Below are 23,228 nucleotides of genomic sequence, written 5' to 3' on the forward strand. Positions count from 1 at the left end.
AATTTATAATTATTTCACCAGTCTAAAGCCTGTGAATTGCCATCTGAGCTGTGGATGAAAAAAATTTCTATAAGTTGGTCTGGTATGGTCTCTTGAGGTAGCAACAGAGCCGCCTCTTAGAACTTTTTGGTTCACCATAAATTTGCCATTGTATTCACCAAGAGCTCCTTCAGGTTTTTTATAATTTGGATAAGGAGAGTATGCACTCTCTGTCCATTCCCATCTGCTGCCCCAGTCAAAATGTTTCTGAGCTGTTTCCCATTCTTCTTCCGTAGGCAGCCTCATTCCTTTCCATTGTGCAAACGCGAAGGCTTCATAATATGAAATATGAGTAGCCGGAGCTTTCGGGTTTAATTTCTCAAGGCCGTTTAAGGTATATTGATGCCATTCGTTTTCTATAGTATGCCAGTAAGCTGGAGAGCTTATTTCATTTTCATTTATCCAATCCCATCCTTCTGCATGCCATAAAAGCACATCTTTATAACCGTCGTCCTCTATGAATTCTATAAATTCTCCATTGGTGATCAGCTTATTCGAGATATTGAAATTCTCGATGTATTTCTTATGAACCCCTTTCTCGTTATCATAGGAAAAGCCCTCAGTTTTATGCCCGATCTCATTAACTCCTTCAGGAATATTGATCCATTCCTGCTGAAAATCCTGAATGATGTTCTCTTTAAATTCATCATTATATTTAGGCAGCAGCGGATTGTTTCCAAGAATGTATTTTATATCGGCATACAGCAATTCCTGATGCTGTTTTTCATGATGACATCCAATCTCAATAACTCCAAGTATTTCCTTGTCAAGTTCATTGTTATTCAGGAATTTCAGCATTTGTTCAGTAACATACTTTCTGAATTTATATATCCATGCTACCGTAGGACGGGATAGATTACCTCTATTGGTTCTTATAACCTTTTCACCTACACTTTCATAATAGCTATTGAAAACATAGGCCGTATTTTCATCGTAGAGTTTGTGTGTATCTACATATTTCTTCAATACAAATTCCTCAAAGAACCAGGTGGTATGTCCCAGATGCCATTTTGGTGGAGAAACATTCTCGACAGGCTGGACTACGTAATCTTCTGTTTCAAGAAATGAACATATCTTCTCAGAATCTGATCTGGTTTCTTTAAAAAGTTGAATTAATTCTTGTTGTGAAAGCATAAAAAAGAGTGATACGTTTTGGTATCACTCAAATTTACAATTTTTTAAAAACCACTTTGCTAATCAGTCGTTAAGGTGGAGTTAAATATATTATTTTCTTAAAAAGTTAAAGGAATTGTGTATTTAATAGCTTTAGGTTTTCCTGCTAATTTACCCGGCGTCATTTCAGGAATAGATTCCATTAATCTCTTAGCCTCTTTTTTCAATTCAGCATGTTTACTTTCAACTGAGTTTACCACGACATTTCCTTCTTCATTCACTTCCATTTTGACAATCGCCTTTCCTCGAATCCATTCACCTTTGGCGTTTTTGGAATATTTAATATTTTCTTTTATATGCTTCATCAGCATACTGTTAAAACAGTCTTTTTGGTTATCTGCGTTCTCGCAGCCATTCCATACCGGTGCTGTCTCTTTCATAGAAATTTTGTTGCCCTTCACACTTACGTCTTCCTGCGAAAAACCGATCATTCCGGTTAGCATCACAGCAATAATCAATAATTTTTTCATAGTTATTTTATAATTTAATTAGATAATTAGAAATTAAAAGGAACGGTAAAAGTTCTTGAGTCGGCTTCACCATTTAAAGTTCCAGGCTCCATTTCCGGGATTTTTTTAATCATTTCCCGTGCCGCTTTATTTACTTCAGGCTCTTTTCCTTCAATAGAGTTTACAACAATCTCGCCATTCTCGTTGATATCAAAAGATAGTGTAACTTTTCCTCTTATATATTCTCCCGCATCATTTTTCGGATATTCATAATTCTTACTTACATGTTTTGAAAGTTTCTGGTTAAAACACTTCTTTATGTCTTCGCTATTCTCACATCCCGGCCATATCGGGGAGGTTTGCTGAGCATTTGCAAGACCAATTCCGCTAAGTAAAAAACACGTAATAACAATTAATTTTTTCATAATAGATTTTAATTTTAGAAAATTCAACTAAATCGCAACCTTGGCTTTTATACCCGGGTGCGGATCGTAATCCTCTAATGTAAAATCTTCAAACTTAAAATCAAAAATATCTTTAACTTCAGGGTTAATCTTCATGATTGGTAGTTGCCTTGGCTCCCTGCTTAATTGTAATTCTACCTGTTCCATATGATTGCTGTAAATATGGGCATCTCCAAAAGTATGTATAAAATCACCCGCTTCGTAACCGCAAACTTGAGCCATCATCATGGTGAGCAGGGCATATGAAGCAATGTTAAAAGGTACTCCCAGAAATATATCGGCACTTCTCTGGTAAAGCTGGCAGGATAATTTTCCATCGGCTACATAAAACTGAAAAAACGCGTGACAGGGGGGAAGGGCGGCCTTTCCGTTGGCAACATTTTCCGAAAATGAAACACTTGTATCTGGAAGCACCGAAGGATTCCAGGCTGAAACCAGCATTCTTCGGCTATTGGGATTATGCTTCAAGGAGTGTACAATTTCTTTAATCTGATCTATTTCTTCACCATTCCAGTTTCTCCACTGGTGGCCATATACCGGTCCAAGATCTCCATTGTCATCTGCCCATTCATTCCAAATACGAACACCGTTTTCCTTCAAATATTCAATATTGGTATCACCTTTAAGAAACCATAATAATTCGTAAATGATAGATTTAAGGTGTAATTTTTTTGTAGTTACCATAGGGAAACCTTCGCTAAGGTCAAATCTCATCTGGTAGCCAAATACACTTTTAGTTCCCGTGCCGGTACGGTCCCCTTTTTGTGCTCCTTGCTCTAGTACGTGTTTTAAGAGATCATGATACTGTTTCATTCAAATATATTTTTATCGGAAAAACTTCAGGTTTAATTCCAATAAAAATAACAAAACATGTAAAATTTGAAGTCTTAATTTAGATGTATTCGGGAATAGTTATCAACGTTGATTTAACTAATCATCAGAATCTTTTACAGCGCAATGATCGGCATGCCAGGCATTGCGTTCTCCCATTGGTTTCTGAACTCCGCTTGTGGTATCATATCTGGTTTGATGTTCCATTTCAGAATTTATTTCTGCGCCCATTAGCACGATAAAAGCGGTGAGAAATAGCCATAGCATTAGTATGGCCACTGCGGCGAAACTTCCGTAGAGATCATCATAACTTCCAAAATTTCCCACGTACCAAGAAAAACCCATGGAGCCGGCAAGCCAGAAAATTGTTCCGAGAATGGCTCCCCAGCTAACCCACCTGAATTTTGGACGTGAACGATTTGGCGCAATTTTATAAACCATGCTGAGCGTACTAATGAGGATTATGCCCAGAAATACCCAACGTAGCCAGGTAAGCATGTCCTCTAAACCTGGAGTAAGACCAATATTTTTTACTAAAAGAGGAAAGAAGATTACAATTAAGAGGCTTATAAGGCCAATTACAACTCCCGCCAGTGTAAATAATAGTGTTAGTAAGTTCTTCTTTATGAGTCCTCTATTGTCCGTTTCATCATAAGCTATATTGACTCCCTGGAATAAGGCACTGGTTCCTTTATTTGCACTCCAGATACTTACCAGAATACTGACTAACAATCCCCATCCTATTTCTTTTCTGTCTTGATTTATAACGGGATTTAAAATATCGGTAATCATGCCGTAAGCCTGTTCCGGCAGTATGAGGGTAAGTCGTGATAATTGTTCCTGAATTTGAATGGGATCTAATACCAGACTATAGATAGAAATGGCCACAACGATGGTTGGAAAAATTGATAAGAAAAAATAAAACGCGACTCCTGCTGAAACGATCTGTACATGGTCTACATTCATCTCTTTATAGACTCGTTTTCCAATATCAATCCAGCCTTTTAATGGAATTTGATGAGGCCATTCTGCATCTTCCCCACGGTATTTTCTAGTGTTTTCTGGTTGATTCATTTTTAAACTGCAATTGCAAAAAAGATGAATATTAAATTCCATCGCAATTTAGACGATAACTATCGTCCTGACGAAAATCAAATTACAAAGTTTTCTAAAAACTTAAGTTTAAGTAAATATTTATCCAATGATCATTCCGGCAATAGTTGCTGAAAGTAAAGAGGCTAAAGTACCACCAATCAAAGCTTTCATTCCAAACTCAGAGAGCGTTTTTCTCTGGCCGGGAGCCAAAGATCCAATTCCTCCAATTTGAATACCTATGGAAGCGAAATTTGCAAAACCACATAGCATGTAAGTAGCCATAATTACGGATTTTTCATAATTAAGACTTAGAGCGTTTGCCGGATTTTTAAGGTCGGCTAATTGAACATATCCAACAAACTCACTTGCGGCAAGTTTGATCCCCAATAATTGCCCCATAAGCATCATATCTTCTTTTGCAACTCCAATTAACCACATTAAAGGCGCGAAAATAATTCCGAGGATAGATTCAAGAGAGAATTTTGAATAAGGGGTGTACTGTGCCATTACGCTATTTAAGGTAGTTAGTCCTCCAATATATCCAAGGACATAATTGATCATAGCAATAAAAGCGATAAAAACCAATAGCATCGCAGCCACGTTGGCGGCTAGTTTTAAACCTTCAGTAGTCCCATTTGCGATAGCATCCAGGATATTGGAGCCTATCTTTTCTGAAGAAACTTCCACATCCTGATTTACAGCTTCCTGTTGAGGATATAATATTTTTGAAATTACAATTGCTCCCGGAGCAGCCATCACCGATGCGGCTAAAAGGTGTTTGGCGAATTGTAACCTAAGTTCAGGGTCATCACCGCCTAAAAAACCGATATATGCAGCAAGTACACCTCCGGCAACGGTAGCCATACCACCAACCATTACCAGAAGAATTTCAGATCTGGTCATTCGTTCCAGATAAGCTTTGATCATTAACGGAGCCTCAGTTTGTCCAAGAAAAATGTTCCCTGCGACACTCAGGCTTTCAGGTCCAGAAATACCTAATAATTTTGTTAGCACCCATGCCATCCCTTTTACTACGATCTGGATCACTCCTAAATAGAAAAGCACAGAGGTTAACGCTGAAAAGAAGATAATAGTAGGTAAAACCTGGAATAAAAATATAAAACCAAAACTATCAACATCCATCATTCCGCCAAGCAGAAATTCACTACCCGCAGCGGTAAAATCAAGAATAAGCACAAAAATATTACCTACAAATTCGAAAATATTCTGGATAAAAGTAATCTTTAAAACACCAATCGCAAGTATTAACTGAGCTGCCAGGCCTAAGCCTGCAGTCTTCCAGTTTATGGCCCTTCGGTTACTGCTAAAAATAAAAGCTATAAAGATTAAAGATATCATTCCAATGATACCACGAGTTAAGCTGGATGTGCTAATCCCTGCACTTGGAATCATTTCTTTGGCGGTATTTGCCGGAATTACCTCAGAAGCTTCCTGATTTCTGACTTCCAGATTATAAGCAAAACCTTTCGAGGAAATCACCATTTTAGAATCTGTGAGTTCCGAAACACGCAGATTTTGGATGGTATCTTTAGGGGTGTTATAAAATAATACGAGCAGTTTATTTTGGTAGAGATAATCTCCGGCGGCAAGTGTGTCTCCATCTTTTTCGTTTAGAAAATTGAAACGGCCTTCCTTAAAATTAATTTCTTTCGCGCCCCCAAATATTTGCTGTTGACCCAGACTATCTGCAGAATTATTAAGTTGCCAGTTTTTTGAAATCGTTTGAGAAGAAGCTGATGTAATTGAAAATACAATCAGGAATAGACAACACCAGATTTTGTTCATTTCGGGTTATTTTCTTTTGGAAATTTCGTCCCGGATTCGGGCCGCTTTTTCATAATTTTCCTGACTTACAGCTTGAGAAAGTAATTCTTTTAATTCTTCCAGAGACATTTTTTTATAATCTGAAGTATCATCAGACTTTAACTCTATTTCCTCTTTAAGAAGTTCTTCTTCAATAATTTCTTCTTCTACTTTTTCCTCTTGTTCTCGCTGCTTTTCTTCGGCTTTTAAGTATATACCGGCTTTATCAAGAATATTCTTATAAGTGAATATTGGGGCATCAAATCTAAGAGCTAATGCAATAGCATCGCTGGTTCTGGCATCGATAATCTCTTCGATCCCATCTCTCTCGCAGATAAGGCTTGAATAAAAAACTCCGTCAACCAATTTATGGATAATAACCTGCTTGACCACGATCTCAAACCTATCAGAAAAGTTTTTGAAAAGATCATGTGTAAGAGGTCTTGGAGGTTTTATTTCTTTTTCCAGAGCAATTGCAATTGATTGTGCCTCAAATGCTCCTATCACAATTGGTAACTTTCGTTCGCCCCCAACTTCGTTGAGAATCAATGCGTAAGCTCCGTTTTGTGTTTGACTATAAGATATTCCCTTAATATTCAATCGCACTAAACTCATACTTCAGTAAAATTAAAAAGGCTGTCTAAAATAAGGACATTTACCATATTTAGACAGCCCCTTTATGGCTCGCAATTTATGAAAATTATGCGTTTTTCTCTTTAAATTCCTTCAATTTTTCATTTAACTTCGGTACTACTTCGAAGGCATCACCAACAATTCCATAATCTGCAGCTTTGAAGAAAGGTGCTTCTGGATCATTGTTGATCACCACTTTAGTTTTTGCAGCATTAATTCCCGCAAGATGCTGTATAGCTCCTGAAATACCAATAGCAATATACAGGTTGGAAGCAACAGGTTTTCCTGTTTGTCCCACGTGTTCGCTATGTGGTCTCCATCCCATATCACTCACTGGCTTGGAACATGCAGTAGCAGCTCCAAGAATTTCTGCCATTTCTTCTACCATTCCCCAATTTTCAGGGCCTTTAAGGCCACGACCACCAGATACGACAACTTCCGCATCTGCAATCGTTACTTTATCTGTAGCTTTATCTACAGATTCTACATTTACTGAAAAGTCTTCTTCAGAAAGATTAGGACTGAAATCTTCTGTTGCCGCATCACCCTGAGCTTCTTTAAGTCCGTAAGCATTTTTAGACAATCCAATCACTTTTACATCGGTAGTGATTTTAGTAAAACTGAAAGCTTTGTTTGTGAAAGCAGTCCTTTTTACTGTAAATGGATCTGTGCTTTCCGGAAGGCCAACTACATTAGATGCGTAGCCTGCTTCAAGTTGTACGGCCAATAAAGGTGCAAGATATTTACTGTTTGCGCTTTGACTTAGAACAACTACTTTACTTCCTTCTTTTTCAGCAGCCTGTTTAACGGCATCTGAGTAGGCTTCAGCGTTGAAATTCTTTAATTTATCACTATTTATATTAAGGACTTTATCAACTCCGTAATTTCCTAATTCTGAAACATCTTCTGCATTAAAAACAACTGCAGTTACAGATGTTCCCATTTTTTCAGCAACCCCTTTGGCATAAGAAGCAACTTCGTAGGAAGCTTTCTTGAATTTTCCTTGTTCTGATTCTATATATACTAAAACTGACATTTTCTTCTGATTTTAAATTTTGAAATTCTTTTTGATCCGTTGGAATTTAATTAGATCGCCTTCGCTTCATTATGAAGAAGGTCAATCAATTCATCAAGATTTTCAGGATCAATCAGTTTAACATCCCCTTTAGGAGCTGGCTTTTCAAATTTTACAGCCTCGGTCTTTAGAGAAGTATCAGCAGGTTCAACCACATTCAATGGTTTTTTACGTGCTTGCATAATTCCTCTCATGTTAGGGATACGAAGATCACTCTCTTCAACCAAGCCTTTTTGACCGCCAATTACTAGTGGAAGGGAAGCCGTAAGAGTCTCCTTACCGCCATCGATCTCACGGATCGCTTTGGCTTTTTCACCATCAATTTCCAGGCTTATGCAGTTATTTACGAAATTCGCTTTAATTAGTTGCGCTAACATTCCAGGTACCATTCCTCCATTATAATCAATAGATTCCCTTCCTGCAATTACAAGATCGTATCCACCGTCTGTTACCACTTTGGCAAGTTCTTTAGCAACCTGGTAGCCATCGTTTGCCGGAGTGTTTACTCTAATTGCGCTGTCTGCACCAATAGCAAGAGCTTTTCTAAGAGTAGGTTCTGTTTCGGCACCACCAACATTTATCACATCTACGCTCGCGCCTTGTTTTTCTTTAAACCACATCGCTCTAGTAAGACCAAATTCATCATTAGGGTTAATTACGAATTGAACACCATTTGTGTCAAATTTAGTGTCTCCTTCAGTGAAATTGATTTTCGATGTAGTGTCAGGCACGTGACTAATACATACTAAGATTTTCATATATAAGGTTCTTTTTTTTAATAAAACGTTTTCGTTGACGAAGGTAAGTATTTTAAATCAAAAAAAGCTATGCATGCATAATAAAATTAGCTTAAAGTAAAGAGTTAATTTTAAGTGATTTTTAGTATTTGATCGGTTTATCTGGGAATTATTCATTCTAAACTATAAAATATTAAGATTTACCTGTAAAGTTGCTGTAAGCCTTTTATGAATGCTGAAGTTGGAAAAATTTTAATCGCCAATTATGGTATTTACCTTATTGAATTACTATTTTTGCTGTGCAGGAATAAAAAATAAGATATTATATAATGAGGACAATTCAATTTAGGGAAGCCGTTCAAGAAGCGATGAGCGAGGAAATGCGTCTGGACGACAGCATCTATTTAATGGGAGAAGAAGTTGCTGAATATAATGGAGCTTATAAGGCTTCAAAAGGAATGTTAGATGAATTTGGTCCTGAAAGAGTTATAGATACTCCTATTTCAGAACTTGGGTTTTCCGGAATTGGGGTTGGTTCTGCAATGAATGGAAACAGACCTATTATTGAATTCATGACCTTCAATTTCTCTCTTGTTGGAATTGATCAGATTATAAATAACGCTGCTAAAATGAGACAAATGAGCGGCGGGCAATTTAATATTCCAATTGTATTTCGCGGGCCTACAGGTTCAGCCGGTCAGTTAGGTGCAACGCACTCTCAGGCTTTTGAAAGCTGGTTCGCAAATACTCCGGGACTTAAAGTAATTGTTCCTTCAAATCCTTATGACGCTAAAGGACTTCTGAAAGCGGCCATTCGTGATGACGATCCGGTTATTTTTATGGAGAGTGAACAGATGTATGGAGATAAAGGTGAAGTGCCGGAAGATGAATATATAATTGAAATTGGGAAAGCCGATATTAAAAGAGAAGGAAGTGATGTAACCATCGTATCTTTCGGAAAGATCATCAAGGAAGCTTATAAAGCGGCAGAACAACTTGCGGAAGAAGATATCTCGTGCGAGATCATAGATCTTAGAACTGTTCGTCCTTTAGATCACGATGCTATCCTGGAGTCTGTTAAAAAAACAAACAGATTGGTAATTCTTGAGGAATCATGGCCTTTTGGTAATATTTCTACAGAAATTACGTATCAGGTTCAGTCTAAGGCATTCGATTACCTTGATGCACCTATCGTAAAAATAAATACCGCAGATACACCTGCACCATATTCACCGGTTCTTCTTAAGGAATGGCTACCAAATAGTGAAGATGTTGTTAAAGCTGTGAAAAAGGTGATGTATAAGTAAACCTAATCAACTTATCTTTGAAACTTCATCTTTCTGATGAAGTTTTTTTTTATCCAAAAATGAGCAAACAATCCTATTTACTTTTAATAATTTTTTTCAGTTTCAGTATTAATTACGCACAAACTAAGGTTGGCGGAATACTAAATGATGATACCGGGCAAACTGTTCCTTTCGCAAATGTTGTGTTTGCCAATTCTTCAGAAGGGGCTACCACGAATGAATCTGGTGAGTTTTACCTGCAATCTGATGGCAATTATGATACATTGGTAATTTCATTCGTAGGTTATAAAACAAAAAAAATTCCTTTAAAAGCTTCCGTAAATCTAAATATGGAAATAACCTTGGAGCAGGAGGCATCCAGTCTTGATGAGGTGGTTATCTATAGAGGGAAGACTTCTAAAAAGAACAATCCCGCCATTGATATTTTAAAAAAGGTGTGGGCAAATCGCCGTTCAAATGGTGTAAATGCCTTTAAACAGTATTCTTATAAAGAATATGAAAAGCTTGAATTCGATATTAATACTGTTGATAGCACTCTTATTGAAAGTCGGATTTTTAACGGGATGGAATTTATTTTTGATTATACAGATACCAATAGGGTGACCGGTAAAACTTATCTGCCGATGTTTATCAATGAATCGGTAAATCAGGTTTACGGGGATAATGATCTAAATGAAGAAAAAGAAGTCTTACTGGGAAATAAGAATTCTGGCTTTAATCAGAATAGAAACCTGATTGATTTTGTAAAGGATATCTATGATGACTATGATATCTATAAGAATTATATCAAATTTTTCGATAAGAGTTTTGTGAGTCCTGTTTCAACTACCGGAATAGATACCTATAATTATGTGCTTTCTGATAGTGCTTATATAGATAATAAATGGTGTTATAATATTGTTTATTACCCCAGGCGTGAAAACGAACTCACTTTTAAAGGAGATTTCTGGGTAAACGATACTACCTGGGCCGTAAAAAATATAAATCTTGAAACCACGAAAGACGTAAATATCAACTGGATCAAACAGGTTTATATTGAACAGGATTTTGAAGTTTTAAGTGATTCTGTATTCCTTATTACGAAAGACTTTTTTATGGCCGATTTTGGCATCAATAAAAAGAAAACTTCCCAGGGAATTTACGCAAAAAGAACTTTGCTCTATGATGAATATAAGTTCAATAATGAGAAGCCAGCTTCCTTTTATTCACAACCAGTTTATAATCCACAATCCCAGGCCTATAATAGAAGTGATGAGTTCTGGTCTGAAAATCGCCTGGAAGAGTTAAATAAAGACGAGAAAGGTATTTATGTAATGCTGGATAGCCTTACCAAGACAAAGGCATTCAATAGGCTATATGATATTGCCACGATAGCCCAGTCTGGGTACGTGGAATTTGATGGCTGGGATTATGGTCCGGTGTATTCAACCTTTGGATTTAATGATGTTGAAGGCGTACGAACCAGGTTTGGAGGACGTACCTATTTTGGTCAGAATGATCCTTGGCGAATAGAAGCCTATGGAGCCTATGGCTTTAAAGACAATAAATTTAAATATGGAATTTCAGGTAAAGTTCTTTTAGATCCCAAATCCAGATTGATCTTAACAGGAGGGAACCGGAGGGACGTGGAACAATTAGGAACCAGTCTTACAAATTCTACCGATGTACTGGGTAGAAGTCTGGCTTCTTCATCTCTGTTGAATGTGGGGGATAATGATAAATTAAGTTCCATCAACCTGAGTGTTTTCGCTATAGAACTGGAGCCGCTAAAGAATTTTAAGGTAAGGGTAGGAGCTAATTATAGAGTGTTGAAGCCGGCATCTCCAGAATTCAGCCTTGATTATTATGTAGATGAAGAACGAACAATTATTGATTCTGAAATAAATCAAACTGAAATTTCCACGGTTTTCACATGGACACCGGGAAGAAAAGTTTCAGGATACGGAGTAGAGAGAAGTGTAGTAAATGATGAAGATTTTCCAACCCTGTTCCTAAATTACAGTCTTGGAATAAAAGATGTTTTTAAAAGTGATTTTGAATATAAAAAACTACAATTTTTCTACAATCAGCCATTGCTAATCGGTGGTATTGGGCGTTCTAATGTGAGTCTGGAAGCAGGGAAAACATTTGGAGCGGTTCCTTTGGGACTGTTAAGTGTAGTACCTGGGAATCAAACCTATTTTGCGTTGTATAATACATTTCCAACCCTGGATTTCTACGAATTTGTTACCGATAGTTATTCAGCTATTCATGTTGAGCATAATTTTAACGGAAGATTATTTTCTAGAATTCCCCTTTTAAGAGAGTTAAATTTAAGAGAGTTAATAGGGTTTAGAGCGGTGTATGGTGATATTTCAGATGAAAGTAGAATGATAGATGCTTCCGGGCTTTCGCTGGTTGCCCCAAACTCTAAACCATTCTATGAGTATAGTGTGGGTATAGGAAACATTCTAAAAGTAATGCGCTTTGATGTGCATTTTAGAGGGAATTATTTTGATAATCCAGATGCCAGATCGATGGCTTTTACAATTGATTTCGGATTTCACTTTTAGTTAATGATTTAAAGATCAGAATTAACTATATTTGCAGCCCTTAATTTTAATGAAGAAAATAAATAAAAATGTCTGATACTTTTGACGTATTAATCGAGATCCCTAAGGGAAGTAGAAACAAATACGAATATGATTTTGAACTGAAAAAAGTTCGTTATGACAGGATGATCTTCTCTTCGATGATGTATCCTGCAGATTATGGGTTTATTCCCAATACTTTGGCACTGGATGAAGATCCGCTTGACGTGCTTGTATTGGTTTCTGAACCTACCTTTCCAGGGATTGTTATGGAAGTAAAGCCAATTGGTGTTTTCCATATGGCTGATGAAAAAGGTCCTGATGAGAAAATCATTTGTGTACCGGTTTCAGATCCTATCTGGAACAGGCTAAATGATCTTAAAGAACTTAACGGGCATATGATCAAGGAGATTGAACACTTCTTTAAAGTTTATAAAGATCTTGAGAAGAAGAAGGTGGATACCGGTGATTTTGGAGATGCTAATGAAGCACGCGAGATCATAAGACAATGTGTGGAGCGTTTTGAAAATTATGAAGGCGATAAATCACGCTTCGGGATATAATCATAAATATTTACCGTAAATATTGATAATATGAAAGCAATAACCTTAAAAAGTTATTGCTTTTTTAATTGTTGCTGAATTTACTACATTAGCGGGCATTAATAAATAATTAACAAATTAACCTAGCTAATATGGAAGCAATAATGATTTATATGCCTGCGGTGCTGGCAATAATCGGACTCATTTATATGTGGGTCAAAAGATCCTGGGTGATGAAACAGGACTCCGGTGACGGGAAAATGAAAGAAATTTCAGCTCACATCTATGAAGGCGCCCTTGCCTTCTTAAAAGCAGAATATAAATTATTGACTCTTTTTGTGATTGGTGCCAGTATTGCATTGGCTGCCATCGCTTACTTTGTTCCAACTACCCATTACTTAATTATTATAGCCTTTATCTTTGGAGCCTTCTTCTCTGCACTGGCGGGAAATATGGGGATGAAGATCGCCACTCAAACTAATGTAAGAACTACTCAGGCCGCAAGAACCAGTCTGCCAAAAGCATTAAGCGTGTCTTTTGGAGGAGGAACCGTTATGGGACTTGGTGTTGCCGGTTTGGCTGTATTAGGGCTTACAGGTTTTTTTATTCTTTTCTTCAATTATTTTATGGGAGGAGAATGGACCAATACAGAACAAATGACCGTGGTGTTGGAAACCCTTGCAGGTTTTTCCTTGGGAGCTGAATCTATTGCACTCTTCGCCCGTGTGGGTGGAGGAATTTACACTAAAGCTGCCGATGTTGGAGCCGACCTTGTAGGTAAAGTAGAAGCAGGGATTCCTGAAGATGATCCTCGTAACCCTGCAACGATTGCAGATAATGTGGGAGATAATGTTGGTGATGTTGCAGGAATGGGAGCCGATCTTTTTGGTAGTTATGTAGCAACGGTTTTGGCCGCGATGGTTCTAGGGAACTATATTATTAAAGATATGGGTGGTGAAATCATTTCTGAAGGTTTTGGAGGTATTGGACCGGTATTATTGCCAATGGCTATTGCCGGAGCAGGAATTATTATTTCAATGATAGGTACCATGCTAGTGAAAATTAGCAGTAATGATGCTAAAGAATCTCAAGTAATGCGTGCTTTGAATATTGGAAACTGGGTATCTATAGCCCTGGTAGCAATAATATGTTATATTTTGGTGAAATGGATGCTTCCGGCAACTATGCAAATGGAATTTTTTGGCGAAGGCTTAAAAGAAATTTCTTCAATGCGTGTATTTGGTGCAACTATCATCGGACTTGTTGTTGGTGGAGCTATTTCATCAGTAACAGAATATTATACAGGACTTGGTAAAAAACCAATTCTTAAGATCGTACAACAATCCAGTACTGGTGCGGGTACTAATATTATTGCAGGTTTAGCAACGGGGATGATCTCTACTTTTCCTTCAATTTTATTATTTGCAAGTGCTATCTGGGCTTCTTATGCTTTTGCAGGATTTTATGGAGTTGCATTAGCCGCTTCTGCCATGATGGCGACCACTGCTATGCAATTAGCAATAGATGCTTTTGGTCCAATATCTGACAATGCCGGTGGTATTGCTGAAATGAGTGAGCAAGAACCCCTTGTAAGAGAAAGAACAGATATTTTAGATTCTGTAGGGAATACAACGGCGGCAACAGGAAAAGGTTTTGCAATTGCTTCTGCTGCTCTAACTTCCTTAGCATTATTTGCAGCCTATGTAACCTTTACGGGAATAGAAGGGATTAATATCTTTAAAGCTCCAGTATTAGCTATGTTATTTGTGGGAGGAATGATTCCGGTAGTTTTTTCTGCCCTGGCAATGAATGCGGTTGGAAAAGCTGCGATGGAAATGGTTCAGGAAGTACGAAGACAATTTAAAGAGATTCCGGGAATTATGGAAGGTACGGGAAAACCACAATATGATAAGTGTGTCGCTATTTCAACGGAAGCTTCTTTAAGAGAAATGATGCTACCAGGTTTATTAACCATCGGTTTTCCATTGGCAATCGCCTTTATACCGATGATCTTCGGGATGAATAATTTAGCTATTGCTGAAATGCTTGGCGGTTATATGGCTGGAGTAACGGTGAGCGGTGTATTATGGGCGATATTTCAAAATAATGCCGGGGGTGCCTGGGATAACGCTAAAAAATCTTTTGAAGCCGGGGTGTTGATCAACGGGGAGATGACCTATAAAGGATCTGATGCACACAAAGCAGCGGTAACCGGGGACACGGTTGGAGATCCTTTTAAGGATACTTCGGGGCCATCGATGAATATTCTTATTAAGCTTACCTGTTTAATAGGTTTGGTAATTGCTCCAATCTTAGGAGGTCATACTGAAACTGATATTCCTAATCAGGAGGAAACAGCAGCTGTCTATAATTCTGAAAATGATAACAACATTATTTCGAAGGAAGTTAAGATGGAGAAGACTACCGAAAATGATTATGTTACCGCTTATGTTGTAGTAACGAAAAATAAAAACGGAGAAGAAGTTATCGAGACTTTTGAGTTTGAGGGAACAGAATCTGAAGTAAGAAAAAAAGTAGAGGATATCAAATAAGAAACCTGATAGAATATACAAAGCCTCCGCCAGTCAGCGGAGGTTTTTTTATGCTATACATACTTAAAAGTGAATGTTGAATCTTTAAATATTTCAAAATTCAGCGTTAAACTCTGGTTAATCTGCCTCTTTAAATTCCTAATAATTAACCCATATCGTAGCTTTAAGAAAACTAAAAATAAAGATTATGGCTAAAGATCATGGACCAAGTATTAAGAATGACGAGCAATATGAAGAACTACGCAAGGATGGGATGAGCAAAGAAAAAGCTGCTAGAATTGCGAATACTCCAGATTCAGGAGAAAAGGGAGGTAAGGCTGAAAAATATGAAGAGCGAACCAAAGAAGAATTATATAAAAAAGCAAAAGAAGTTGGAATAGAAGGTAGAAGTGATATGTCTAAGGAAGATTTGATCAACGCATTAAGAAATCACTAATGAGATCGATCTGGAATGGTTCTATAAGTTTCGGACTGGTTTCGATACCGGTAAAGCTTTATTCAGGTTCAGAAGACCGGAAATTAGATCTCGATATGCTCGACAAGAAAGATCATGGGCGTATTAGGTACAAAAGAGTTAATGAAGATACTGGAAAAGAAGTAGAATGGAAAGATATCGTTAAAGGCTTCAAGAAAGATGATGCTTATGTAATATTGGAAAAAGAAGACTTCGAGAAGGCCAATATGAAAAAAAGTAAAACCATCGATATCGAAGAATTTATAGATGAGAGTGAAGTTGCAGATGTCCTTTTTAAAAAACCTTATTTTTTAGAACCTCAAAAGGAAGGTGGTAAATCTTATAATTTACTTCGGGATGCACTTAGTGAGACAGGTAAGCTGGGAGTTGCTACCTTTGTAATGCGTCAAAAAGAACATCTCAGTCTTATTGGGGTTTATAAGAAAGTCCTGGTCTTGCATGTGATTCGTTTTGTAGACGAGATAAGAGATCCTAAGGAATTAAAAATGTCTAAAGCTACGATTAAGAAAAAGGAAGTAGAAATGGCAATTTCTCTGATCGAGCAATATACTACCGATTTTGATTTCAAAAAGTATAAGGATGTTTATAATGATCAGTTAATGAAGATCATTGATTCCAAAGCTACAGGAAAGAAGGCAAAGATTGAAGACTTTGATAGTAAGCCTACTCCTGCTAAAGACCTTATGGCTCAATTAAAAGCAAGTCTGGACAAAAAGAAAAAAGGTAAAGCTTCGTAATACATGAGTCTTGGGGATTACATCAGGAAAAGAGATTTTAGAAATACTCCAGAACCAGAGGCTAAAATTTCCAAAGCGAACAAGCAGCGTTTTGTAGTACAGCGGCATCAGGCAAGTAGATTGCATTATGATCTACGTTTGGAGATAGATGGAGTCTTAAAGAGCTGGGCGGTTCCCAAGGGTCCTTCGATGAATCCAAGAGATAAGAGGCTAGCTATACATACAGAAGATCACCCTATAAAATATTTAGAATTCCACGGAACTATTCCAAAAGGTAATTATGGTGCCGGTGAGATGAAGATCTGGGATTCTGGTATTTTTGAGTCTGCCAGTTCAATGGATCTTTTAGAACAACTTTCGTCTGGAAATTTAAAAATTAGATTTTCCGGTAAAAAACTGAAAGGAGAATTTGCTCTGGTTAGAACAAATCGCGGGGAGGAAAGAAATCAATGGCTGCTTATAAAAAAATCAGATAATTACTCCACAGATCTTAATTATGATGCTGAAGACCTAATCGAGAGATCAGATCCAAAGCCGGGCAAACTGATAGAACTCAATTTTAAAGATCCGGTGAAGCCCATGCTCGCAACGAGCACCAAAGAAATATTTAATGATCCAGACTGGATCTACGAATTAAAATGGGATGGCTACAGGCTTATCGCACATGTCAATGATGGCAAGGTGAATCTTCATTCCAGAAATGGAATATCTTACAATTCTAAGTTTCCGGAATTAGTAAAAGATCTGAAAACAATCTCACATGAAGCAATACTGGATGGTGAAGTAGTGGTGGTAGATGAAGACGGTCTGCCGAGCTTTGAAAAATTACAGAACTATGATACTAAAACTGAGGGCGCTTTAAAATTTTATGTTTTTGATATGCTTTATCTAAATGGGCATAGCACCTTGAATTTAAAATTGCTGGAACGTAAAAGTTTTATTCCGGAGATTCTGGAAGAAACTCAATTAGCTATTTTTTGTGACCATATCGAAGGCATGGGAACTGCATTCTATCAAAAAGCTATCAGCACCGGAATGGAGGGTGTGATAGCGAAAAAAGCAGATTCAACCTATTCTCCGGGATACAGGACCGAGCAGTGGTTAAAAGTAAAGGCGGAAGAAAGTCTTGAAACCCTTATATGTGGATATACAGATTCTGAAGGAGCTCTTTTTGGATCATTAATTCTTGGAATTATAAAGGATGGAACACTTTCTTATATAGGAAATTGCGGAACAGGTTTTTCGAATAAGACTCAGGCGGAATTGCTGAGAAAAATGGAAGAGCGAGAGATAGATACTAATCCTTTTGAAAAAAAACCAAACTTAAAAGGTAGAAAAGCAAACTGGGTGAGACCAGAATTAGTTTGTGAAGTTACTTTTTCTGAATGGACAAAAGCGGGAAGAATGCGTCACCCGGTATTTAAAGGTTTAAGGGAAGATAAATCATCTGGAGATCTTAATAATAAATCGTTGCCAAAGGAACCAAAGCAGGAAAGAAAATCTTCTTCAAATAGCTTAGAGATAGACGGAAAAGAGGTTAAATTTACTAATCTTGATAAAATTTACTGGCCTGAATCCGGACTTCGAAAATATGATCTAATTGATTACTATCTTCAGGTTTCAGAATATATTCTACCATATTTAAGAGATCGACCTCAAAATTTACACAGGCATCCTAACGGAATCCATAAAAAAGGATTTTATCAGAAAGACAATGAAGGTTTGATCGAGGATTGGGTTGAGACCACCAGAATTTATTCTAAATCTACAAACAGAGATATAGAATATCTTCTTTGTCAGGACGAGGCCACCTTATTATATATGGCAAATCTGGGCTGTATTGAGATTAATCCCTGGAATTCAAGAATAGACCATTTAGATAGACCAGATTATACAGTAATAGATCTGGATCCTTCAGATAAGAACAGTTTCGACGAGGTGATCGAAGTTGCATTGATCGCCAGGGAAATACTTGCTTCAGCTAAAATTAATGCTTATTTAAAAACTTCAGGTTCTAGTGGCCTGCATATATACCTGCCTATTAATGCTGAATATTCTTATGATGAAGCGAGAGATTTTACAAAATTGCTCTGTTATTTTATTCAGGAGAAAACATCGGGTCTAACTAGTATGGATCGGGCTGTGAAAAACAGAAAGGATAAGATCTATCTAGATTATCTGCAAAATCGTCGGGGTCAAACCCTTGCTTCGGCTTATTGCGTAAGACCAAAAGAGGGTGCTCCGGTATCAGCACCATTGGAATGGGAAGAACTGAAAAAAGGTCTGAAAATTACCGATTTCAATATTAAAAATATGCTTGCAAGGTTGAAAGAAAAGGGAGATCTATTTCAGGCCGTGTTGCATGACAAAGTAGATATGGAAAAAGCTTTGGAGCGCCTTAATAAATTATAAATATTAAAAAATTTATAAAACTTCCCTGTATCTATGAGGCTTTTAAGAATATAACCTAAATTGAAAAAAACTACTAATCTTAATGCGCAAACGGTTTAAGAAAGTACTGGGTAGATATAAAAACCTGGATCAGGTTTATGTATTGCCTTATAGAAGTTATGGTACTTACTCTCATTTATATGTAAAAGGTCGGGTTCTGGATAATGAACCTTTACATATTGTAAAAGACCAGTCTATTTGGAAAACAATTAAAAATACCTGGAAGCAATTTGACAGTTTTGAGATTCCTGATGCAAAGATGCAGCTGATTCTTCGGGATAAAGTTAATCTACCCGGAACTACCGATGATGAAGGATATTTTTTGTTTGATAAAACCATAGAAGAAAACCTTGCTGAACATGCTACAAAAGAAGGCTGGTTGGAATATGAGGTTTATTTTAAAAATGAGCTTGATCCAAAAACAGAAATAATAGATGATCCCGCCGTAGGAGAATTTTTGGTGCCTAATGTTGATGCTGAATATGGTGTGATCAGTGATATTGACGATACGATTCTACAAACAGGGGTAACTTCATTTTTAAAGCTGCGCCTTTTGAAAAATTCACTACTTACCAATGCCTATGCAAGAATTCCTTTCAAAGGAGCACCAGATTTATATAAGAAACTACATAAAGGAATAACCGGAGAGTCAAAAAATCCAATTTTTTATTTAAGTAATAGTCCGTGGAATTTATATGAATATTTAAAATTGTTTCTGGATCATAATGGGTTTCCAAAGGGTCCTATTCTTTTGAGGGATTTTGTAACTCCTTTTGATAGAACTTTAAAGCCCGAAAAGCCTCATAAGCAGAAAGAAATCACCAATATCCTTAAGACCTATCCCGATATGAAATTTATCTTGATTGGGGATAGCGGGGAGCATGATGCAAGTATTTATACAGATATAGCGGCACAATATTCAGACAGGATCATGGCTATTTATCTTCGTAGTGTGAAACATAAAAAACAAATGGAGCGTGTACGGAGTTTGATAGATAATTTTGATACAGTACCTGTTTTGCTTGCAGAAAATTCTAACGAAGCTGAAGAACATGCCAGGGAGAATGGGTTTATTCAATAGCATGTAAAAAAAATCGCTAAACTGAAATTAATCAGCTTAGCAATATATCATATTTTATTAAAGTCTAAAGTCTGTTCTAGCTTGGATCTATACTAGTTCCAACAGCAGCACGCTGGCTGTTTGGTGCTTTCCTGGGCATCGTTCTAAAGATCTGATCCCATAGAGGAGAAGATACTCCAAAAGCCCTGTCTGATTCTCTGTAATGATGAATACTGTGGTGATGCCAAAGTATTTTCAAAAAGTTATTGGGCACCTTAAAAGCATGTACCGAATAATGCACAGCAAGATACGCAGCATAACCAATTAGGAATCCAGCTAAAAAACCGAATACATAGTCACCGAGAACTGCACGGTAAATAATAAATAAGACCGTTGCGATCACGAGGCTTAGTATTGGAGGCATTGCTAGCCTGGATTTATCCTTTGGGTAGTCATGATGCACACCATGCATGGTGTATGATAATTTTTGCTTCTTTGGTGTGGTTGCAGGGATATGATATAAATATCTGTGCATCACATATTCGATAAAGGTGAAGAAAAATAAACCCGCAAGAAAAAGTCCTATCATTGCAGGAGCTTCAAATCCTCTATCGAAAATTCCGTAATATACCAGTGCTACAGAGATCACTCCAAAAATAATCAGCGGAAGTGATATATGGGTATGAGTTAATTTCTCAAGTATAGGGTTGTTGAAAAGCTTCGGTGAACCCTTATGTTTAGGTCTTTTTAATTTTGTCGATTCCATATTCATTTCATTTTAGAAAAGTCCGTGTAATTCTCCATCAATACGGTTAATAATGTCCCCGAGATCTTCGGGATTGTCTACAAAGTTAATATTATCTACGTCAATAATTACAAGATTTCCCTTGCTATAATCATGTACCCATGCTTCATAGCGCTCATTCAGCCTGCTAAGATAATCTATGGAAATAGAATTTTCATATTCACGACCTCGGCTATGAATTTGTGCTACCAGATTTGGGATACTGCTTCTTAGATAAATAAGCAGATCAGGCCCCTGTACCACACTTTCCATAAGATCAAACAAAGATTTATAATTTTCAAAATCCCTGTTCGTCATCAAGCCCATGGCATGAAGGTTAGGTGCAAAAATATAGGCGTCTTCATAGATCGTTCTATCCTGAATTATCTTCTTTCCACTTTCTCTTATTTGCAAAATCTGCCTGAACCTACTATTTAAAAAATAGATTTGTAGATTAAACGACCAACGTTCCATTTTGTTGTAAAAGTCTTCCAGATAGGGGTTTTCCAATACATCTTCAAACTGTGGTTCCCATTTGTAATGTTTTGCGAGTAATCTGGTTAAAGTGGTCTTTCCTGCACCAATATTTCCTGCGATGGCTACATGCATAATTTGATTTCTTAGGCTGAATTAAGGAGTGTAAATATAAAATAATTGAATTAAATACTTGGGAATAGAAACCAGACTCAGGATATTTTTTCACGATGCTTAACAATGTCGCGTTAAATAATATTAATTTATTGAAGTTCAGTATTTTATAAATTAATTTCAAAAAAAATAAATTATTATGAAAAATACATTAGTTATACTTGGGCTTATTATTGGATTTACATCCTGCTCTCAAAATGAATCATCAGAATCTTTAACTACTGCAGACGCTAAATCTCAAAATAATATGGCAATCAAATCAACAGATTTTCCTGTTGGTACGGCGTATACAGGAAGTAAAGTAGCTGCTCCGGGAGCATACAATCAGCTTAAACAAAATTTGAAAAAGAACGATGCAATTGGAATTATTGCAGAAGTAGACCATTCTAAAAATGCAAATTCTATTGGAGAGAACCTAGATTATACAAAGATCATTTTCTTCGGAAATCCAAATTTAGGAACCCCGCTTATGCAAAGGAATCAACTGGCAGGTCTGGATCTTCCACAAAAAGTGTTATTCTACAGAGATGAAAATAAGGACAATATCGCGCTTTATAACAGTGTGAGTTACCTTGAATCCAGACATGGTTTGGAAGGAGTACCTACTTTAGATAAAATATCAGCTGCTCTTAAAAATTTAGTCTCAGATGCCACAAAATCTGATATAAAATTTTCCAGCGATCAAACAGTTGCTGAAGGTGCCGGAATCATTACAAAAAAGAGTTCCAAAAACTTTGAGGCAACATATAGTAGTCTGAAAAATGCTTTAAGTTCTAACGAAAATATTTCTATTGTTGCAGAACTAGATCACCAGGAAAATGCTGCGAGTGTAGGACTGGAATTGAACCCTACTAAAATTATCATTTTCGGGAATCCTAATTTGGGAACTCCGTTAATGAAACAAAACCAGAGTATTGGTCTGGATCTTCCTCAAAAAATGTTGGTGTGGGAAAACGATGAAGGAGAAGTCTTTGTATCTTATAACGATCCTTATTTTATCGCAGAAAGACATGATATAGATGGGCCAGACGAAATTCTTGAAACTATTTCGAATGCTCTGGATAATTTGTCTAATACGGCAATAGCCAATTAGAAGATATCTTTTAGACAGGTTGCACATCTGGCATAAGTCCATATGCAATCAATAAAATCTGTGAACATATGAAAGAATAATCCGATAGAGATCAATCGGATTATTTTTTGTTTTATAAAGATCATTCCTAAGACGTATGCAGTAATTGCAAGTTCGGAATGCAGCGGGTGAAAACCAATTCCGCAACGTTCAGGATCAAAAACAGGATCGGCTAAAAGATGATCAAGATCAACAAACATGGTGGCCGCAAGAATAAGCCAGTATTTTAGCCAGTTTTTCCGGTCATAGAAATAAGCGATAATACCAATTACCAGAAAATGAAGAGAGTAATGAACTATTTGTTGCGCCACTTGTTCCTATTTCGCATTGGAAGAATTATCAGAACTTTCATCCCGAAGTAATTTATTGAGTTTTCTTTCGAGTGCAATATACCTTGAAATACCAACTAAGAGAAAGAGGATGCAGATAAATAATGACAAATATCCAACCCACATAAGACTTATTTCCTGGTATTCTTTTATTTGAAGTAATGCAAGCCCGCTAATAAGTAAATAGATAGAAGCTCTTATATAAGAGAGAAGCGTGCGTTCATTGGCAAGTTTTGTTCGTTCCAGCGCAAGGTGTTCTCGAAGGAGTTTCTCATTAATAATTCTGGCTTTAAACGGATTGTGAAGTTTTACTTTTCTCAT

At 36.9% G+C, this 23,228-nt stretch carries 22 protein-coding genes; 9 read left to right on the plus strand and 13 right to left on the minus strand.

What is annotated here, in order from left to right; all coding sequences use genetic code 11:
- Positions 1 to 9: 9 nt before the first annotated feature.
- From egtB to GFO_RS01420, 9 genes are all read right to left on the minus strand, one after another.
- A complete protein-coding gene (gene egtB / locus GFO_RS01380) occupies positions 10 to 1,173 on the minus strand; it encodes an ergothioneine biosynthesis protein EgtB (protein WP_011708209.1) in 1,164 nt (387 codons plus the stop codon).
- Positions 1,174 to 1,271: 98 nt separating this feature from the next.
- A complete protein-coding gene (locus tag GFO_RS01385) occupies positions 1,272 to 1,682 on the minus strand; it encodes an energy transducer TonB (protein ID WP_011708210.1) in 411 nt (136 codons plus the stop codon).
- A gap of 26 nt (positions 1,683 to 1,708) precedes the next feature.
- A complete protein-coding gene (locus GFO_RS01390; protein ID WP_011708211.1) occupies positions 1,709 to 2,086 on the minus strand; it encodes an energy transducer TonB in 378 nt (125 codons plus the stop codon).
- 27 nt (positions 2,087 to 2,113) lie between these two features.
- Entirely contained in the window at positions 2,114 to 2,938 is an 825-nt protein-coding gene (locus GFO_RS01395; RefSeq protein WP_011708212.1) for a thymidylate synthase, read from the minus strand.
- Positions 2,939 to 3,055: 117 nt separating this feature from the next.
- On the minus strand, positions 3,056 to 4,030 hold the full coding sequence (locus GFO_RS01400) for a YihY/virulence factor BrkB family protein (RefSeq protein ID WP_041249967.1): 975 nt from the start codon (positions 4,028 to 4,030) through the stop codon (positions 3,056 to 3,058).
- 120 nt (positions 4,031 to 4,150) lie between these two features.
- Positions 4,151 to 5,857, minus strand: coding sequence for a NupC/NupG family nucleoside CNT transporter (locus GFO_RS01405; RefSeq protein WP_011708214.1), 1,707 nt, complete (start codon positions 5,855 to 5,857; stop codon positions 4,151 to 4,153).
- Positions 5,858 to 5,863: 6 nt separating this feature from the next.
- Entirely contained in the window at positions 5,864 to 6,490 is a 627-nt protein-coding gene (locus GFO_RS01410; protein ID WP_011708215.1) for a bifunctional nuclease family protein, read from the minus strand.
- 85 nt (positions 6,491 to 6,575) lie between these two features.
- Positions 6,576 to 7,544, minus strand: a complete 969-nt coding sequence (locus tag GFO_RS01415) for an electron transfer flavoprotein subunit alpha/FixB family protein (protein ID WP_011708216.1) — start codon at positions 7,542 to 7,544, stop codon at positions 6,576 to 6,578.
- A 50-nt stretch (positions 7,545 to 7,594) separates the two neighbouring features.
- Complete coding sequence (locus GFO_RS01420) at positions 7,595 to 8,341, minus strand: electron transfer flavoprotein subunit beta/FixA family protein (RefSeq protein ID WP_011708217.1); 747 nt, start codon at positions 8,339 to 8,341, stop codon at positions 7,595 to 7,597.
- A 308-nt stretch (positions 8,342 to 8,649) separates the two neighbouring features.
- Here GFO_RS01420 and GFO_RS01425 point away from each other — a divergent pair, with 308 nt between their 5' ends.
- The 8 genes from GFO_RS01425 to GFO_RS01460 all read left to right on the plus strand — a co-directional run bounded on the left by GFO_RS01425 (position 8,650) and on the right by GFO_RS01460 (position 20,035).
- Complete coding sequence (locus tag GFO_RS01425) at positions 8,650 to 9,627, plus strand: pyruvate dehydrogenase complex E1 component subunit beta (protein WP_011708218.1); 978 nt, start codon at positions 8,650 to 8,652, stop codon at positions 9,625 to 9,627.
- 59 nt (positions 9,628 to 9,686) lie between these two features.
- The gene (locus GFO_RS01430) at positions 9,687 to 12,179 is read left to right on the plus strand and encodes a DUF5686 and carboxypeptidase-like regulatory domain-containing protein (RefSeq protein WP_041250197.1); all 2,493 of its coding nucleotides are present in this window, start codon (positions 9,687 to 9,689) and stop codon (positions 12,177 to 12,179) included.
- Positions 12,180 to 12,247: 68 nt separating this feature from the next.
- On the plus strand, positions 12,248 to 12,760 hold the full coding sequence (locus tag GFO_RS01435; protein WP_011708220.1) for an inorganic diphosphatase: 513 nt from the start codon (positions 12,248 to 12,250) through the stop codon (positions 12,758 to 12,760).
- A gap of 131 nt (positions 12,761 to 12,891) precedes the next feature.
- Positions 12,892 to 15,291 carry a sodium-translocating pyrophosphatase gene (locus GFO_RS01440; RefSeq protein ID WP_011708221.1) on the plus strand — a complete coding sequence of 800 codons (2,400 nt, stop codon included), beginning with the start codon at positions 12,892 to 12,894 and terminating at the stop codon, positions 15,289 to 15,291.
- Between the two features lie 187 nt (positions 15,292 to 15,478).
- The gene (locus tag GFO_RS01445) at positions 15,479 to 15,727 is read left to right on the plus strand and encodes a DUF7218 family protein (RefSeq protein ID WP_011708222.1); all 249 of its coding nucleotides are present in this window, start codon (positions 15,479 to 15,481) and stop codon (positions 15,725 to 15,727) included.
- Positions 15,727 to 16,503: a non-homologous end joining protein Ku gene (gene ku, locus GFO_RS01450; RefSeq protein WP_011708223.1), complete on the plus strand. Its 777-nt coding sequence runs from the start codon at positions 15,727 to 15,729 to the stop codon at positions 16,501 to 16,503. The genes GFO_RS01445 and ku overlap by 1 nt, the downstream gene beginning before the upstream one ends.
- Positions 16,504 to 16,506: 3 nt before the next feature.
- On the plus strand, positions 16,507 to 18,915 hold the full coding sequence (gene ligD, locus GFO_RS01455) for a DNA ligase D (protein WP_011708224.1): 2,409 nt from the start codon (positions 16,507 to 16,509) through the stop codon (positions 18,913 to 18,915).
- 82 nt (positions 18,916 to 18,997) lie between these two features.
- Entirely contained in the window at positions 18,998 to 20,035 is a 1,038-nt protein-coding gene (locus tag GFO_RS01460; RefSeq protein ID WP_011708225.1) for an App1 family protein, read from the plus strand.
- A gap of 76 nt (positions 20,036 to 20,111) precedes the next feature.
- Here GFO_RS01460 and GFO_RS01465 read toward each other — a convergent pair whose 3' ends face one another.
- On the minus strand, positions 20,112 to 20,780 hold the full coding sequence (locus GFO_RS01465; RefSeq protein ID WP_041249968.1) for a sterol desaturase family protein: 669 nt from the start codon (positions 20,778 to 20,780) through the stop codon (positions 20,112 to 20,114).
- A 12-nt stretch (positions 20,781 to 20,792) separates the two neighbouring features.
- Positions 20,793 to 21,407 carry a deoxynucleoside kinase gene (locus GFO_RS01470; protein WP_011708227.1) on the minus strand — a complete coding sequence of 205 codons (615 nt, stop codon included), beginning with the start codon at positions 21,405 to 21,407 and terminating at the stop codon, positions 20,793 to 20,795.
- Between the two features lie 178 nt (positions 21,408 to 21,585).
- On the opposite strand from GFO_RS01470, the gene GFO_RS01475 reads away from it, so the two are divergent.
- Positions 21,586 to 22,539 carry a DUF302 domain-containing protein gene (locus GFO_RS01475; protein ID WP_011708228.1) on the plus strand — a complete coding sequence of 318 codons (954 nt, stop codon included), beginning with the start codon at positions 21,586 to 21,588 and terminating at the stop codon, positions 22,537 to 22,539.
- Here the strand turns inward: GFO_RS01475 and GFO_RS01480 are convergent.
- Positions 22,536 to 22,889 carry a DUF6122 family protein gene (locus tag GFO_RS01480; RefSeq protein ID WP_011708229.1) on the minus strand — a complete coding sequence of 118 codons (354 nt, stop codon included), beginning with the start codon at positions 22,887 to 22,889 and terminating at the stop codon, positions 22,536 to 22,538. The genes GFO_RS01475 and GFO_RS01480 overlap by 4 nt on opposite strands.
- A 6-nt stretch (positions 22,890 to 22,895) precedes the next feature.
- Positions 22,896 to 23,228 (minus strand): DUF202 domain-containing protein, encoded by a 333-nt coding sequence (locus GFO_RS01485; protein WP_011708230.1) that lies wholly within the window; start codon positions 23,226 to 23,228, stop codon positions 22,896 to 22,898.

Origin of the sequence: Christiangramia forsetii KT0803 (assembly GCF_000060345.1) — a bacterium.
GTDB lineage: Bacteria > Bacteroidota > Bacteroidia > Flavobacteriales > Flavobacteriaceae > Christiangramia > Christiangramia forsetii.

What these genes read in the sequence shown, in the direction of transcription:
- GFO_RS01485 (WP_011708230.1), bottom strand. Translation starts at nt 23,228, where the DNA reads ATGAGAAAAGTAAAACTTCACAATCCGTTTAAAGCCAGAATTATTAAT.
- GFO_RS01410 (WP_011708215.1), bottom strand. Translation starts at nt 6,490, where the DNA reads ATGAGTTTAGTGCGATTGAATATTAAGGGAATATCTTATAGTCAAACA.
- GFO_RS01405 (WP_011708214.1), bottom strand. Translation starts at nt 5,857, where the DNA reads ATGAACAAAATCTGGTGTTGTCTATTCCTGATTGTATTTTCAATTACA.
- GFO_RS01425 (WP_011708218.1), top strand. Translation starts at nt 8,650, where the DNA reads ATGAGGACAATTCAATTTAGGGAAGCCGTTCAAGAAGCGATGAGCGAG.
- egtB (WP_011708209.1), bottom strand. Translation starts at nt 1,173, where the DNA reads ATGCTTTCACAACAAGAATTAATTCAACTTTTTAAAGAAACCAGATCA.
- GFO_RS01430 (WP_041250197.1), top strand. Translation starts at nt 9,687, where the DNA reads ATGAGCAAACAATCCTATTTACTTTTAATAATTTTTTTCAGTTTCAGT.
- GFO_RS01420 (WP_011708217.1), bottom strand. Translation starts at nt 8,341, where the DNA reads ATGAAAATCTTAGTATGTATTAGTCACGTGCCTGACACTACATCGAAA.
- GFO_RS01475 (WP_011708228.1), top strand. Translation starts at nt 21,586, where the DNA reads ATGAAAAATACATTAGTTATACTTGGGCTTATTATTGGATTTACATCC.
- GFO_RS01400 (WP_041249967.1), bottom strand. Translation starts at nt 4,030, where the DNA reads ATGAATCAACCAGAAAACACTAGAAAATACCGTGGGGAAGATGCAGAA.
- ligD (WP_011708224.1), top strand. Translation starts at nt 16,507, where the DNA reads ATGAGTCTTGGGGATTACATCAGGAAAAGAGATTTTAGAAATACTCCA.
- GFO_RS01390 (WP_011708211.1), bottom strand. Translation starts at nt 2,086, where the DNA reads ATGAAAAAATTAATTGTTATTACGTGTTTTTTACTTAGCGGAATTGGT.
- GFO_RS01460 (WP_011708225.1), top strand. Translation starts at nt 18,998, where the DNA reads ATGCGCAAACGGTTTAAGAAAGTACTGGGTAGATATAAAAACCTGGAT.
- GFO_RS01465 (WP_041249968.1), bottom strand. Translation starts at nt 20,780, where the DNA reads ATGGAATCGACAAAATTAAAAAGACCTAAACATAAGGGTTCACCGAAG.
- GFO_RS01445 (WP_011708222.1), top strand. Translation starts at nt 15,479, where the DNA reads ATGGCTAAAGATCATGGACCAAGTATTAAGAATGACGAGCAATATGAA.
- GFO_RS01470 (WP_011708227.1), bottom strand. Translation starts at nt 21,407, where the DNA reads ATGCATGTAGCCATCGCAGGAAATATTGGTGCAGGAAAGACCACTTTA.
- ku (WP_011708223.1), top strand. Translation starts at nt 15,727, where the DNA reads ATGAGATCGATCTGGAATGGTTCTATAAGTTTCGGACTGGTTTCGATA.
- GFO_RS01385 (WP_011708210.1), bottom strand. Translation starts at nt 1,682, where the DNA reads ATGAAAAAATTATTGATTATTGCTGTGATGCTAACCGGAATGATCGGT.
- GFO_RS01440 (WP_011708221.1), top strand. Translation starts at nt 12,892, where the DNA reads ATGGAAGCAATAATGATTTATATGCCTGCGGTGCTGGCAATAATCGGA.
- GFO_RS01415 (WP_011708216.1), bottom strand. Translation starts at nt 7,544, where the DNA reads ATGTCAGTTTTAGTATATATAGAATCAGAACAAGGAAAATTCAAGAAA.
- GFO_RS01435 (WP_011708220.1), top strand. Translation starts at nt 12,248, where the DNA reads ATGTCTGATACTTTTGACGTATTAATCGAGATCCCTAAGGGAAGTAGA.
- GFO_RS01395 (WP_011708212.1), bottom strand. Translation starts at nt 2,938, where the DNA reads ATGAAACAGTATCATGATCTCTTAAAACACGTACTAGAGCAAGGAGCA.